11 protein-coding genes are annotated in these 14,476 nt (G+C 53.7%); 8 read left to right on the top strand and 3 right to left on the bottom strand.

The features are described from left to right. Positions 1-75: 75 nt before the first annotated feature. The 7 genes from H5P27_RS15525 to H5P27_RS15495 all read left to right on the top strand — a co-directional run bounded on the left by H5P27_RS15525 (position 76) and on the right by H5P27_RS15495 (position 8,270). Complete coding sequence (locus H5P27_RS15525; RefSeq protein ID WP_185661350.1) at positions 76-1,041, top strand: AAA family ATPase; 966 nt, start codon at positions 76-78, stop codon at positions 1,039-1,041. Positions 1,042-1,098: 57 nt separating this feature from the next. After that, positions 1,099-2,019 carry a DUF58 domain-containing protein gene (locus H5P27_RS15520; RefSeq protein WP_221774744.1) on the top strand — a complete coding sequence of 307 codons (921 nt, stop codon included), beginning with the start codon at positions 1,099-1,101 and terminating at the stop codon, positions 2,017-2,019. Then, positions 2,016-3,047, top strand: coding sequence for a vWA domain-containing protein (locus H5P27_RS15515; RefSeq protein WP_221774743.1), 1,032 nt, complete (start codon positions 2,016-2,018; stop codon positions 3,045-3,047). The genes H5P27_RS15520 and H5P27_RS15515 overlap by 4 nt, the downstream gene beginning before the upstream one ends. A gap of 98 nt (positions 3,048-3,145) precedes the next feature. Continuing rightward, a complete protein-coding gene (locus tag H5P27_RS15510) occupies positions 3,146-4,078 on the top strand; it encodes a VWA domain-containing protein (RefSeq protein ID WP_221774742.1) in 933 nt (310 codons plus the stop codon). Then, positions 4,075-5,004: a hypothetical protein gene (locus tag H5P27_RS15505; RefSeq protein WP_185661348.1), complete on the top strand. Its 930-nt coding sequence runs from the start codon at positions 4,075-4,077 to the stop codon at positions 5,002-5,004. The genes H5P27_RS15510 and H5P27_RS15505 overlap by 4 nt, the downstream gene beginning before the upstream one ends. Positions 5,005-5,006: 2 nt before the next feature. Beyond that, positions 5,007-7,577: a BatD family protein gene (locus H5P27_RS15500; RefSeq protein ID WP_185661347.1), complete on the top strand. Its 2,571-nt coding sequence runs from the start codon at positions 5,007-5,009 to the stop codon at positions 7,575-7,577. Positions 7,578-7,727: 150 nt separating this feature from the next. Further along, positions 7,728-8,270, top strand: a complete 543-nt coding sequence (locus H5P27_RS15495; protein WP_185661346.1) for a redoxin domain-containing protein — start codon at positions 7,728-7,730, stop codon at positions 8,268-8,270. Positions 8,271-8,327: 57 nt separating this feature from the next. On the opposite strand, the gene H5P27_RS15490 is transcribed toward H5P27_RS15495, so the two are convergent. After that, positions 8,328-11,441, bottom strand: a complete 3,114-nt coding sequence (locus H5P27_RS15490; RefSeq protein WP_185661345.1) for a DUF748 domain-containing protein — start codon at positions 11,439-11,441, stop codon at positions 8,328-8,330. 106 nt (positions 11,442-11,547) lie between these two features. Between H5P27_RS15490 and H5P27_RS15485 the strand changes: the two genes are divergently transcribed. After that, the gene (locus H5P27_RS15485) at positions 11,548-12,219 is read left to right on the top strand and encodes an HAD family hydrolase (RefSeq protein WP_185661344.1); all 672 of its coding nucleotides are present in this window, start codon (positions 11,548-11,550) and stop codon (positions 12,217-12,219) included. A 6-nt stretch (positions 12,220-12,225) separates the two neighbouring features. Here the strand turns inward: H5P27_RS15485 and H5P27_RS15480 are convergent, their stop codons facing one another. Together H5P27_RS15480 and xylA are read right to left on the bottom strand one after the other, a co-directional pair. Beyond that, entirely contained in the window at positions 12,226-12,987 is a 762-nt protein-coding gene (locus H5P27_RS15480; RefSeq protein ID WP_185661343.1) for a rhamnogalacturonan acetylesterase, read from the bottom strand. A 124-nt stretch (positions 12,988-13,111) separates the two neighbouring features. Further along, complete coding sequence (xylA, locus tag H5P27_RS15475; RefSeq protein WP_185661342.1) at positions 13,112-14,443, bottom strand: xylose isomerase; 1,332 nt, start codon at positions 14,441-14,443, stop codon at positions 13,112-13,114. Positions 14,444-14,476 lie beyond the last annotated feature (33 nt).

The following is a 14,476-nucleotide window of genomic DNA, read 5'->3' as shown; positions in this document are numbered from 1 at the left end:
AGTTGGCGGTGTTCTTCACAGCTCCTAGGGGCATACTCCTAGCCGCCAATCCCGACACAGAGAAATAGATAACAAATGAGCAGCTGGTCTGAACGAGTCAGAAACGAAGTTGGAAAAGCGATCCTCGGACAAGAAGTCGTAGTGGAACGCATGTTAGTCGCCCTCCTCGCCGATGGGCACGTGTTGCTGGAAGGGATGCCCGGTTTGGCGAAAACCCTCTTAATTAAAAGCCTCGGCACCGCCTTGGGGCTGCAGTTCGAGCGCGTACAGTTCACGCCCGACCTGCTGCCAAGCGACGTGATCGGGACCATGATCTTTCAAGCCCAGTCCGGCCAATTCGAGCCGCACAAGGGACCGATTTTCGCCAATCTCGTTTTAGCCGACGAAATCAACCGCGCTCCCGCCAAGGTCCAAAGCGCCTTGCTGGAAGCCATGCAGGAAAAACAGGTCACCCTCGGCCCTGTCTCGCACAAATTGCCGAAGCCCTTCTTCGTGATGGCCACGCAAAATCCGGTTGAACAAGAAGGCACCTACCCGCTCCCGGAGGCTCAGCGCGACCGCTTTCTCTTCAAGCTCTTGGTCGACTACCCAAGCCACGAGGACGAATTCGAGATGATGCGTCGCTGGGGTCAAGTCACAGAAAAACCTGTCCTCGAGCCCGTAGCGACCGGTGAGGAACTTCTCAAGCTCCGCGAGGAGGTGGACGCGGTTCACGTATCCGAAGACATCCAAGCCTACATTCTCAAGCTGGTGCGAGCCACCCGCGAAATGGCGAGTTCTGAAAATGCGGAGGACCGCCTGCTCTCTTACGGTGCTTCTCCTCGCGCATCGATCAGTCTTTATCAAGCGAGCCGCGCCTTGGCCTGGCTTCGTGGCATGGATCACGTTTCTCCAGCCATAGTTAAGGACATTTTCCTCGATGCTATGAGACACCGCGTAGGCCTAAGCTACGAAGCGGAAGCGGAGGAAATATCCGCCGACCAGGTTTTGCTTAAAATTTTGGATACGACCGCCCTACCTGCTCGAGCGACCGTTCAATAAATTAGGCGGAGCGTATCCATTTTCCAGTAGCCTCGCGTCCGCTCGCAAATTTTAATCATGCCGTCTCAGCCTGAACCCAAAGGAGCTCTCAACAACTTGACCGCCACCTTAGCTATGCTACGGCGTCTGGAGTGGCGGGCTCGTCTCGTGGTGCAAAGCGCTTTGGGCGGCGAATACAAATCCTCCTTCCGCGGCAAGGGCATGGAGTTCGACCAAGTCGTGAAATACGAGTTTGGCGACGACGTGCGGGATATCGACTGGAACGTAACAGCTCGCCTTGGAGAAGCCTACCGCAAGAAATTCGTAGAAGAGCGGGAGATCACCTTACTGCTGCTTTTCGAGGATACGCCTTCTCTCCAGTTTGGATCCGGCGGCGTTACCAAACGGGCAGCTCTCTTGGAGTTGGCCAGCCTTCTGATGCTCTTGAGCGCGGTAAATGGAGACCGCATCTCCCTCCTTCATGCCACCCCGCAAGGCTACAATTTAACGAAATCCGCCACTGGTCGAGGCCGCGTCATGCACACCGCAGCCAATCTCCTCGGTCATCCAGCCCCTCCTGTACTCGAAGAGCAAGAAGCCAAGATTCCGTGGAAGTACGTTCTTAAAGCAGCGCCACGCCATAGTATCTTCATCTGGTTAGGCGATTTTCCAGGACGGGCGAATCCTGACGTATGGCCCGTGCTGCGTCGCCAGTATCAGCCGGTTGGATTCAGGATTTCCGATCCGTGGGAACTCGAATTGCCCAAACGCGGTAGCCAACCTGTCTATGACCCTGCCTCGGGCGAACTCTACACGCTCGATGGCGGCTCATCTGCTCAGCGGGCTGCTCATCAAAGCTGGAAGGACAAGCGAGACAGCCAGTTCAAAAGCCTTTTTCCACAGGAAAGCGATCGACTCAGCTTAACCGCGGGAGAGGATGCGATCGGAGCAGTCACTAACTTCTTTCATCAGCGAATGAAACGCTTTGCCCGCGTATGATAGAGCTGCTGCATACGAAATTCCAGCTAGCCGAACCTTGGTGGCTACTCGCTATCGTGGCATTGCCTATCGTGGCTTGGTTCCGTGGTCGTCGATCCGTCGCCGCAATGATCCTGCCAAACGCAGGAGCTTGGCGTCGTCCTAGCGTAATTGGCGGTACCAAACTATCCACTACATTGATTTTTCTCTCCGCCGCCGCCACGATCCTGGCCTTGGCCCGTCCCCAAAGTGTCGCTACAGAACGTCATTCCAAAAGCCGCGGCTACGATATCATTCTGGCAGTCGACCTTTCGCGCTCCATGGAAGCGGAAGACTATTTTGTAGACCGAAAACGCTCGAACCGATTGCAAGCCGTCAAACCCGTTCTTAGCGCCTTTATCAATCGCCGCGAAAATGACCGCATCGGCTTAATAGCCTTCGCCGGCCGTGCCTACACCGCTGCTCCGCTCACATTCGACCATAAGTGGCTAGGGCGCCAGACAGAACGCCTGCAAATCGGCCTCATCGAAGACGGTACGGCGATCGGTGACTCCCTTGCCGTGGCGACCTCACGCCTCCTCGAAGGAGCTAAAGAAAGAGCCGGAGAACGGGAAGGAGCTTTCATCGTGCTTTTGACCGACGGCGAAAATACCGCCGGAATCATGGAGCCCATGGAAGGGGCAAAGCTTGCGAAAGACGCAGGCATTCGCGTCTACACTATCGCGGCGGGTAAAAATGGATACGTACCTTTCCCACGCCGCAACGAACGTGGCGAGCGCATCGGCACTAGCCAGGAATTCCTGCGAGTAGATACGGAGACGTTGATGAAGATCGCTAAAGAAACCGACGGCGAATTCTTCCGCGCGGAAAGTTCTGATACAATTGACCAAGCCTTCGAGAAAATCGACGAAACCAGCACCATCGAGTTCGAGGTGCAGCAGTACTCGACTATCACCGAGCTCTTTAGCTATCCGCTCTATGCCGCAGGCCTTCTCGCGGCATTGGCTGTATTCTCTAGCAGGAACAAGATGAGGGAGGCTTTGGCATGACCGTGACCTGGGGAAACGAACATTGGCTCTGGGGACTGGCCTTTCCGGTCCTGTTCTTGTTGTGGAATCTCTTTCACCGCAGCCGGGCCTCTGCCCGGATGAAAGGTAGCCAAGCCCAGTGGGCGACCGCAGGATTCGGCGGCATAAAACCAGCCAGCAGATCCAAGGTGTCACCGCCGAAAATTTTCCTCTGTATCGCACTTTCGCTCATGGTTGTCGCCATCGCGCGGCCGCGTTGGGGCACCGAGAAACAGGTCACGTTCGAGCGAAGCCGGGAGGTTATCATCGCAATGGACTTGTCTAAAAGCATGCTGGCGGAAGACATAAAGCCGAACCGCTTGGAGCGTGCAAAGCTCGTGGTCGAGGGTATGCTGGAATCACTACAGGGCGAGAGCGTGGGCTTAATCGTGTTTGCCGGTTCTGCGTTTCTGCAAAGCCCCATGAGTCCAGACTACCAGATCCTACGAGGCTTCCTGAAGGATATCAACCCAAGCTACATCCCACAGGGCGGTACCGATTTCGAACAGATGCTGAGCACCGCGCTGGATTCTTTCGAACAATCAGATGGCATGGCGGACCGCTTCCTTATAGTAATCAGCGACGGAGAGAGTCTCGATTCAGGCTGGGAGGAAAATGCTCGAAAGCTTAAGGAAGAGAATGTGCAAGCGATCTGTCTCGGTTTCGGAACTCGAGAAGGCAGCTTCATCCCCGATGGTAACGGCGGCTACCAAAAGACTCCCGAGGGAGCGGTCGTTTTAAGTAAGCTCGAACCAAAGACCTTGCAGAAATTAGCTCAGATAACAGGCGGGATTTACCGCGAAGCGAGCGTATGGGTCGACTTGCCCGCTCTTGTCGAAGAAACCGTAGAACGTGGCAAAGCATCCCTCAACGAGCGCGAACGCGAAGTGGCCGAGATCGAACGCTACCACTATTTCCTCGCTCCTGGACTGCTCGCTTTACTGATCTCGATCTATTGGGAATTCCCAGCCTTGCCCAAACCAAGAACCATCAAGACAAAGGCTGCCGCATGAAGGGGGTCGCATTGATTTTTGTTTTGCTCATTCCGCTTATCCTGAGAGCTCAAGAGGGAATGCCGGAGCCTGAGTATCCAGATTTGGGTACGCCTTTGCGAGAGCATATAGCCCAAATGGCGGAGTCGTCGCAGCCGAGCGGAGCGGATTATTTATCTATGGCGGAGCAAACGCTGCAGTTCGCTATGTCTGAAATGCAGCAAGGCCGCAAGATGCCTGAACCACCGCTGCGGGACGCTTTGGATGCGATCGAAACCGGTCGCGAAATCGATCCAGATGCGGGCGATTGGGATCAAATAGAGCAACGTCTACTCGACCTTTTGAATCCGCCTGTTGACCCCGAGAATCAACAGCAGCAACAACAGCAAGACTCCGGAGACAATTCCGAGCAGCAGGACGGTGAACAAGGGGAAAGCGGAGAACAGCAACAAAGCGAAGACGGCCAAAGCCAAGACTCCGAATCTCAGGATGGTGAACAATCCGAGGGTGAACAAGGCGAACAAAGCCAAGATCAACAGGGAGAGCAACAAGAGGGCGATTCCGAATCCCAACCAGACGAGCAGCAAGAACCGGGAGATAGTAATTCAGCAGGCGAGCAAGACCCCGAGGGCGAGCAAGGCCAACAGCTACCACAGGCTCAAGATGGGGCTCAAATGGGAGATTTGGAGGAGCCGCAAGAAGTCGAGCTCGATGGTCAGGAAGAACAAGCGCCCCCTCCCCCTCAGCCTTCAGCTACGCCGGAAGAGATGCAAACGCTCGGCGGGCAACAAGGGACAGGTGAACCGATCGATGCGGAAAACGCGGCCCTCATGCAGATGCTCGAACAACTTAAGCAACAAGACGAACCTGGAAAACTTTACAAAATCCTGCAGGAAGCTCAAAACGGCGGCCGGCAGAAATCCCAGCCCAACACCAAGGATTGGTAGCTATGCGCCTTCTCTCACTAAAAGGAATCTTCAGCCTCATCACCCTGCTATGCGGTGTATCCAGCATTTGGGCTCAATCCGTCTATTGGTCTCCAAGCTCTGGCACCTTGCAAAAAGGCAAAGTCAATTCAATCGACCTGTTCTTCGATTCCTGTGAACCGGACGGGGAGCCTAGCGTACCAAACCTAGACAGAGTCAGCCTGAATTTCCGCGGCCAATCGAATTCCCGGACCATCATCAACGGTCGTGTTAGTTCTAAAATCATTTTCAACTATCAGGCTATCCCAACAACGTTAGGAGAGCTCGTCATACCCGCCTTCGAGGTAAAAACATCCCAGGGCACTTTCGAAGTAGCGGAAGCTAGATTTCAAGTCATCGAAGCGACAGTCGGGAATACAGGCCTCAGCCCCTCCGAGGTCTTCCTCTCCCTTTTCCAAAATCGCGACGAAAAGATCTACCAAGGGGAAGTATTCGAACTCGAATACATTGCGGGCGCCAAACAAGACTACCAGCTGGCCGACCTTTCGACGCCAGACTGGAACCCGAGCAAACTTGTGACGGGAGGACTCGTCGACGCTCAGGTAACCGGGGTAAACTACAACGGCTCGAAATACACCGTAAAGGTTTACCAAGCCAAAGTGATGGCGACCGAATCCGGAACAATCGAGATCCCAGGAGCGAGCCAAGAGGCAACCGTTGTCATCGGTAGGCGTCGCGACTTCATGTTTCAGGAACCGGTCTACGATCAGTTCACCATCGAATCGGACCCATTCGCCCTAGAGATTCATCCACTTCCAGAAGGAGCTCCTGCTTCCTTCAAGGGAGCAGTTGGTAATTTCTCATTGGAATCCCGTGTAGTCCCAGAACAAGTACAAGTTGGGGAACCGGTCACTTGGACGCTCGAGTTGAGCGGGACCGGCAACTGGCCTTCAGGTATTGGCGTTCCGGAACGTTCTGTTTCTAGCCGTTTCAAAGCGATCCAACCAGAGATACGAAACGATTTCGACGAGAACAATCTGTTCACAGGCACGCAGACTGAAGACATTGTCTTGATACCTACAGAAGAGGGAACCTTCGAGTTTGGACCCGTTCAGTACACCTACTTCGACGCTAAGGAAGAAAAGTATAAAACGATTCAGATCCCGGCCAAAACTGTTACGGTCACACCTGCAGTCGCCAATTCGCCAAATGCATCCGGATCCACAAATACTGGAGCTGGAGAGTCTCAGGATTCTCAATACGGCGGCCAAAGCTACGATTTAGATCCCAACGGTCAGAGCACATTCGACAAGCCGCCCGCCTTACTCGCAGACGTTAAGGACGGAAACACGATCGGCACGCGTCCCGCGCGTTCAATTCCGATCATTCCCGCGACAGTCGTCGCTCTCGCCTCGCCGCTCGCTTTCTGGCTCTTACTTGCCTTTGGGCGAAGCATCGTCACCGACCCACGCAAACCGCAGCGACAAGCGTTGGCCGACTTGAAGAGAATAGCGCGGTCCCCTGTTCCCTCCGATCAAGTGGCTCGAAAAGAAGTCCATCTCAAGTGGCGGGATGCTGCTTGCCGCTACTTTGATTTATCCACCAGCGAACCCACTCCCGATGAAATCTCTCAAGCAGCGGGCGAATTGAGAGACGGCGATTTTTCGGAAAAGTGGAAAAAGGCGTGGATCGCCTCGGATCGAGAACTCTTCGGAGCTAAGGCCCCTGAAACACAAGTATGGGATCAACTGCAAAAGGAGGCTACCGAGGGGACGCCGAGCAAAGGGTATTCGCCCGCACTCGCCTTCAAACGATCTGCCTGGCTTCCTCTAATCGCTGCAACACTGCTCGCCTGCCTACCTTCCGGCGACCTGCGAGCCCAAGAGGCACCAAGCTCGCTGTACGAGCAAGGCGACTTTCAGACGGCCTCAGATCAATGGCTCAAGGCAGTCAACGATCAGCCATACGTATTTGAAAATCGTTACAACGCAGGTTTGGCCTTAGCCCAAAAGGGCGACTGGGCCAAGGCTTGGGGGCTTTGGACAAGCGCATACTGCCTAAATCCGCAAAGCGAAGAACTCGCCTGGAATCTCAGAATCGCCCATCAAAACACCTCTTCTTACGACCCGATTTTGCAAGCGCTGCTCGAAAAAGACGGCCTATACACCTTCGTAGGCTGGCTTTCTCCAGCCGGATGGCAGGCCTTAGCGCTTCAATCGCTCTGGGGACTCGGCATCGCTCTAGCCTTGGCGATTCTCTTCATGTACTTGAAGCCGTTGAAGCGTTTTAGTGGCATCGCTTTATTGCTCGCAGTCGCGATTGGATTGCTCTCCTACTTTTCGGCTTGGGCGAGCTCCAAGTACGAGGCGCTGGGAGATCCTGATACCTTGCTAGTGGTCGGCGAAACGGCATTACTCTCAATCCCCACCGACTTGCAGGCTGAACAAATCAGCAGTCTTGTGGCGGAAGGAACAGTTGCCAAAAAGTCGAAGACCTTCCTCTCCTGGGTAAAGATCGACCTACCGAACGGGGAATCCGGTTGGGTTCGCAAAGAATCGCTGATGCCCTTGTACGGACCGCTCAACGCTCTCTAATCCGCCAAAAAAAAACGTTATTTGGCTATTTCTGAGGCCTCAGCTTAGGAAAACACGTATTTTCCACGAAATCACCTTGTAAGAAAGGCCGTATTACCTAGCAGAAGTTTTTTCTGCATGGATTTTCTAAAGCGACATTTCTCAACAATAGTGCTGATTACGCTAGCCGCCGGCTACATCGGGATCAGTCTGGGCACCAACGACTGCCCAAGTTGCGTGATCGCTAACATGTTCGACAGCTCTGGCGATGCATCCACCGAGGACGAATCATCGCAGGAAGTCGTCTGGTCGGTTACTGATTTGAACGGACAAGAAATAACCAACCAAGACTTGAAGGGCAAAGTAAGTGTGGTGATGTATTGGGCAACCTGGTGCGGGGGCTGCAAAAAAGAAATTCCCGACCTAGTCGCCCTCCGTGAAGAATTTCCCAGCAACGAACTGGAGATTATCGGTCTCTCTTTCGATAAAGAGCACAAGGACCTGAAGACGTACGCTGAGGCGGCAGGGATCAATTATCGTATCGCCCGCATCACTCCCTCTGTGAAGGAGAGCTTAGGCGAAGCTGACGCAATCCCAACCGTCTTCATCTTAGACCAAAAAGGACGCGTGCAATTTAGCCACTCTGGCGTGATCGGAAAAACGATTCTCGCCGAGCGGGTACGCAGCCTGATGCCTCGCAAGAACGAGGCATAATCGGAACGTCAAGGCCCTTGCCGTCCGAACAAATTACTGCGGGTCAGATATACGTCGCTACTCGGACAACTTGATAATCAAACTGCCGGCTGGTTTCTTCTCATCCTCGGAGCTTAGTTCGGTCGCAAAAACGCGGTTGTTCTCCACCGAACCGTCCTCAAGAAGGGCCTGCTTGAATCGAAGTATCCGCTCGTTTGCGACATCTGCGACCCAGCGGCTTTGGAATTCGACTTCAGGAAGTTCCGAATGGACGATCTGCAACTTCTCCTCGTAACTCGGTTCGGTGGGCTCCGCAGCTTCTTCTGGTGCCTCGTTCTCGGTTACCTCTTCTGACGCAGACTCCTGTTTTTTGTCCTCGTCTTTTCCGAGACCTAAAACTCCGGTGATTTTCTTGAATACGCCTCCTGCCAAGCCGGACTTATCAGAGTCCTTTTTAGCAGTTTCTGCTGCTACAGGCTCTCCCTCGTCCTCGACGCCAGTTTCCGAAACGACGGGCTCTCTTGTTTCCATGCCAGCTACGTATTCGCGTTCAACTGCCTCCTTCAAAACGGAGTCTTCGATCTCGCTAATCAAGTCGACACCGCTGACGGGTTGATAATCGGGGGATATAATGCGGTGAAGGTCGAACTGCTGTTCGAGGAATTCAATTTCTTCCGGAGAACTCTTGAAAGCGAGTTCAAGGCTTAGACCGGGGCGTTGCAGCATAATTTGACGCAAGGCGTCGATCTTCTCTGTGGCGACTTCGTCGAGCTCCACGGAGCCAGTGCTAAATGCGATGGTATCCAAATCTTCACGACCTCCGACCATACCGGCAAGGAACTTAAAGGGCGAAGCCACAGCGTTGAGGATTAGGTTGCGAACCGCCTTGCCAATCAAGCCCCAAGGTTTCACTTGCGGATCAGTCAAATCGCCTTCGACTCGCAGGTTCGGATACGCGATCATGCCGCTTGGGTCTTTGAGTAATTTCATGGCAAAGCCCAGAGGCAAGTTGATCGCTCGCTCGCTTTCCACTTTTTGCCCGAGGGTGAGCTGATCGATCTTGAAGCTATTGGTGCCCTTGAGCTGGCTCTTTCGAATTTCGTAAGTCGAATCGATTTCGAACTGTCCCTTGGCAACGCTGCGACCGAGGTAAGTTTCCCAATAGGGGCTAGTTCCGACCAAGTCATATCCTTTGAACTTCATGCCGAGATCCATGTAAGCCTCCGGATCGGCCACGATGACCTTGCCGGACCCCGTTAGACTGGCTGCTCCGTCCACTCGACCTTCGAAGGAAAAGTCAGCTATTTTATCAGGATCGGTAGATACATTCTCTACGGTGAGGTCGAAGTCTTGCAAATGGCTCTGCTGGGTGGAAACCAGAGTCGTATCTACGAATTCGATACCGGCCGAATTGAGCTGTAGCTTACCGATTGCTACCTTCATGCCGGTACTCTCTTCCACCGCCTCGACGGACTCTTCCGCATCGGATTGGATCTTCATGAGCCGGGAAAGGTTATCTCCTTGTTCGTTCTGCCAAACCGTCAAGCGCGGCGTGCCCAGTTCAATAAGCTCTAGGGATATCGATTCCTCTTTGATGTCGATCCCTTGTAGAGAAAGGCTCTGCATTGCGAAAACTTCTCGGTCGTTGAGTGTTTCTTTGATATTCAAATTCTCTAAGCCAAGAGAACCCTTGATGACCGGATTGCCTAAAGCCTGAACTTGGGCCTCAATATCCATAAAAAGGATACCATCCATTACCTTGGCGTGGGCGAATTCGCTCACGTAGTTCTGGGCCGGAGATAATTGCAGGTTGGATATCTTGAGATGAGTCGTTCCGAGCCCCTCCAGCGACTCCAGCTTGGACTCCATCTCGATCGATCCTTCAAAGATTTGCATGACTAGGCTCAGGGCTCCCGAGGCGTCATATCCCTCTTCTGTCTGGTCAGCCTCTAGGTCACTCAAGTTTAGCTGCAGCCCCGAGATAGCAGTTTGGAAGGGACTCTGCAAACTCCGGTCTTCAAAGTCGACATGGCCATCGACGAGAGAAACCTTGGCGATGCTGGCCGAGAAATTAGACGTTTCAGGCTCCTCCCCATCCTCGTTGGACTCTGCCACTTCTTCGCCCACCGGCGCTTCTTTCATGACGGGAAGTCTTGGCTCTCCGTTCTCGAGGAGAATTGCGGAGAAGACCGGACGCAGCATCTCAATCGAATCGACGGAGAGAGCCATGGTGTTCGCATCGATGCTGATGCCATCGATATTAAAGGCTTCGAACGCAGCAAAGGTTTGCTCTGCGTCTCGAGCTGAAAACGTTCCGACGCTCATCGATCCCATGGCCACGATCTTAGGTTCTTCGTCGCTGAGATCGACTTTGGCAGTGATATCGAATCCAAGGCTACCCACTACTTCTATAACGGCAGATTCATCCACGTATGGCTGAGCTGAAGCCAACGGGAACTCAGCCAAATTCGCTTGCACCTCAAAAGCCCATGGATCGATCGCAGTCGCTCCTCCATTCAGAGTAAAGTTTGCCCCGCTTTCCGTTTCGATCTGAACATCGAAATCCCAATGGTATTTCACATCACTCTCAGGCGAGCCCACATCTTTGTTCGGGACAGTGCCTATATCCTGACCATTGATAGCCACGATCTTGACTGTCTCATGGTAAGGAGTCGCCAGACTGGAATCTGCATAATGCAGATTAAAGTTGCTCAATTGCAAAGTCCTCAAAACCGCTGCGACCAGTTCGCCAGACTCTTCTTCTTCCTCTTCAACAGGTGCAGCCGCAAGCGTATCCAGAATATCCTGAAAGTCGAAATCCCCGGAGGGCAGCTTTTCAACCGAAAGATCTCCATCCTCGATGATCACAGATTTGACCGTAATTGTCCCAAACACGCTGGAAAGCTGCGGGTTGGCTGAGACTTTCCCAATGGTCAACATATCGCCTTCGGTCCCCTCCTTGCCATCTATGGCAATACCGTATAGCTTGGCCTCGAAGGAAAACGGATTGAAAGTGGCCTTCTCGACCGTGACTGCTCGCCCGAGGGCCTCGCTACCGAGCTTTTCGATCTGAGAGATCATAATCTTCGGCACGCCCCAGATCCCAAAACAGAGATACAGGGTAAAGAGGACGAGGCCGGTTATTAAGATTCGCTTGCGCCAGTTAGGCTTAGAGTTGGATTTCTGTGACATTGCTGATCTTACGATTTTTTTAAAAGGGGTAGTTACCCCTTCTATTTCGATATAGCAAGGTTTGGAGTTGTCGCAGCCACCCTTTTAGACTTCCTCTGACTAGGTGATGACCAAACAAGATATCGCAGCCGTCGTTTGGGATATGGACGGCCTCATCTTCGACACGGAGCGACTCTCCTTCGAGGCATGGAAAATCGGAGCAAATGCGATCGGCGTCGAAATCGATTTGCCGCTTTTCCAGACCTTGATCGGCATGAACTCGCCCACGATTGTGAGAAAATTGACCGAGTATTTCGGCGAGGCAGTGGACGTGGAGGAGCTTCGCCGCGGAGCCGGCTTAGCATACGACGATCTGATTGCTCAAGGGCCTCCGCTCAAAACGGGAGCCAAAGAATGCATACAGATGGTAGCGAGTTTGCGGGTTCCACAGGCTCTGGCGACCTCCTCATCCTACAAGTACGCATCGAGAAAACTAGAGTCGCACGGATTGCTGGAGCTTTTCAATGAGACTGTGACTGGCGATCAGGTTACCCATGGCAAACCGCATCCAGAACCATACCTGACAGCCGCCCAGAAACTGGGAATTCCTCCTAGCTCCTGCATCGCCTTCGAGGACTCGGTCAATGGAATCCATTCCGCCAAAACGGCCGGCATGACCACCGCCCTCGTGCCGGACATGTGTCCGCACGGACCAGAATCCCTCGCCCGCGTGGACCACACCTTTGATACGCTGCTCGAGGCGAAACCCTTCCTCGAAAGCCTCTTTCAAAGGGGATAAGGGGCCTCACCTGAGGCGCTCAGTCAGGGGATGTCCGAGGTCGAGCAAACCATCCACGAAAAGCTGAGCGTGAGCTTTCGCTCCCTGTGGCTGCAAATGGGTGTTGTCCTCTTTCCCATCCGGATAGTTTTCAAATTCTTCCGGCTTCAAATTCATAAACAGGCCTTCCGATGCCTGAGGTCCGAGAGCGATCAACATCTCCCGAGAGCGAGCCTCCATGTCCACATAAGGCAGTCCTAGCTCTTCCGCGACCGCTTCTGCCGCGGCCGGATAGTCCCCATGCGTATCTTCGAGCACGCCGGCCTCGTTGAACTTCCGTCGGCAAATCGAGCTAGCGATGATAACAGACGCTCCCCTTTCCTGAGCCTCTTGAGCGTAGCGGCGGAGATTGTCCGAGTATTCGCCATAAGGCTCCGTGTAGCGATCTGGCGATTTGATCTTCTGATCGTTGTGCCCAAATTCTACAACGAGTACGTCTCCTTCCTGGAGTTCGGCCAACGCCTTTTCCCAATGACCTTCGCCGATGAAGCTCTTACTGCTTCGACCGTTCAGGGCGTGATTGGAAACGCTCACGGATCCGTCGAAAAAGGCCTCCAAGGCCTCGCCCCATCCCATTTCGGGACGAGCGGTGTCACGTTTCTTGGCCATCGTGGAGTCACCGATTAAGACGATAGTCAAAGGCTCCACCTCTTGAGGAAGCGAGGTGGTTTCGCAGGAGCAAAGCAGAAAGGCCGTGAGAGCGGCTAAGAGGGGTTTGAGGTAACGCATGGCAGCAAAGCTAGGACCGAAAAACAGGACTTGGCCATCTTTTCATGCTCGGTACGTCAAAACGAAACAGGCGCGACCGAAGTCGCGCCTGAGCTACCACATGTATCTAAATCTCTATCTACTACTAGTAGAGGAAGTCGTTGATGATCTGCTCGTAGCGTTCTTGCTTGCCGCTGATCATCGTTGGCTCGCCGCCTTGTGATCCGATAGCGTACAGATCCTCGAGGGAGAGTTCTCCCTTTTCGAATGCAGCACCCTTGCCTTCGTCGAAGGTTGCGTAGCGCGCATCGCGCATACCTGGGATCTTGGACTTGGTGAGGATCTTGTCGGCGATCAACGCGGCCCGGGCGAAGGCATCCATTCCGGCAACGTGGGCGATGAAGATGTCTTCGAGGTCGGTGCTGTTACGACGGGTCTTAGCGTCGAAGTTAACGCCGCCACCCTTGAGACCGCCAGCGCGCAAGAATACCAACATCGCTTCGGTGAGCTCGTTGATGTTCATAGCGAACTGGTCAGTGTCCCAACCGTTTTGGTAGTCGCCGCGGTTCGCGTCGATGCTACCGAGCAATCCAGCGTCGGCTGCAGCCTGCAACTCGTGCTCGAAGGTGTGGCCAGCGAGCGTGGCGTGGTTCACTTCGATGTTCAGCTTGAAGTCGTTGAGCAAGTCGTACTGACGAAGGAATCCAATTACCGTTTCCACGTCGAAATCGTACTGGTGCTTGGATGGCTCGGCTGGCTTTGGCTCGATGAAGAACGTTCCCTTGAAGCCGTTCTTGCGAGCGTAGTCGCGGGCCATGGTCAACACGCGGGCAAGGTGCTCCTTTTCGCGCTTCATGTCGGTGTTGAGCAAGGACATGTAACCTTCGCGGCCACCCCAGAAAACGTAGTTCTCGCCGCCGAGAGCGATGGTCGCGTCGATGGCGTTCTTCATCTGGGCTCCCGCGTACGCTACGGTTGGGAAGTCCGGATTGGTAGCCGCGCCGTTCATGTAGCGAGGGTTGCTGAAGAGGTTGGCAGTGCCCCAAAGCAGCTTAACGCCGGAGGCGGCCTGCTTTTCCTTAACGTATTCAACAGTCGCCTGGAGATTTGCCTCGGTTTCCGCGAAAGTGGAACCCTCTTCCGCCATGTCGATGTCATGGAAACAGTAATACGGAGCGCCGATCTTGGTGATGAATTCGAATGCGGCGTCTGCCTTGGCCTTGGAGCGAGCAACTGCGTCCGCACCTTCGTTCCATGGGAAAACCTTGGTGCCAGGACCAAATGGATCACCGCCCACGCCACAGAAAGTGTGCCAGTACGCGATGGAGAACTTGAACAAGTCCTTCATCTTCTGTCCGCCAATTTCCTGATCTGGGTTGTACCACTTGAACGCTAGTGGATTGTCGCTGTCGCGACCTTCAAACTTAATTTCCCCAATGCCTGGGAAGTACTCTTTGTCTCCTGTAATGATACTCATGATACGGTATGCTGTTAATTAATTCTGGGTTAG

Origin of the sequence: Pelagicoccus albus, from assembly GCF_014230145.1 — a bacterium.
GTDB classification, from domain to species: Bacteria; Verrucomicrobiota; Verrucomicrobiia; order Opitutales; family Opitutaceae; genus Pelagicoccus; species Pelagicoccus albus.
This window is presented reverse-complemented; position numbering and strand designations above follow the sequence as displayed.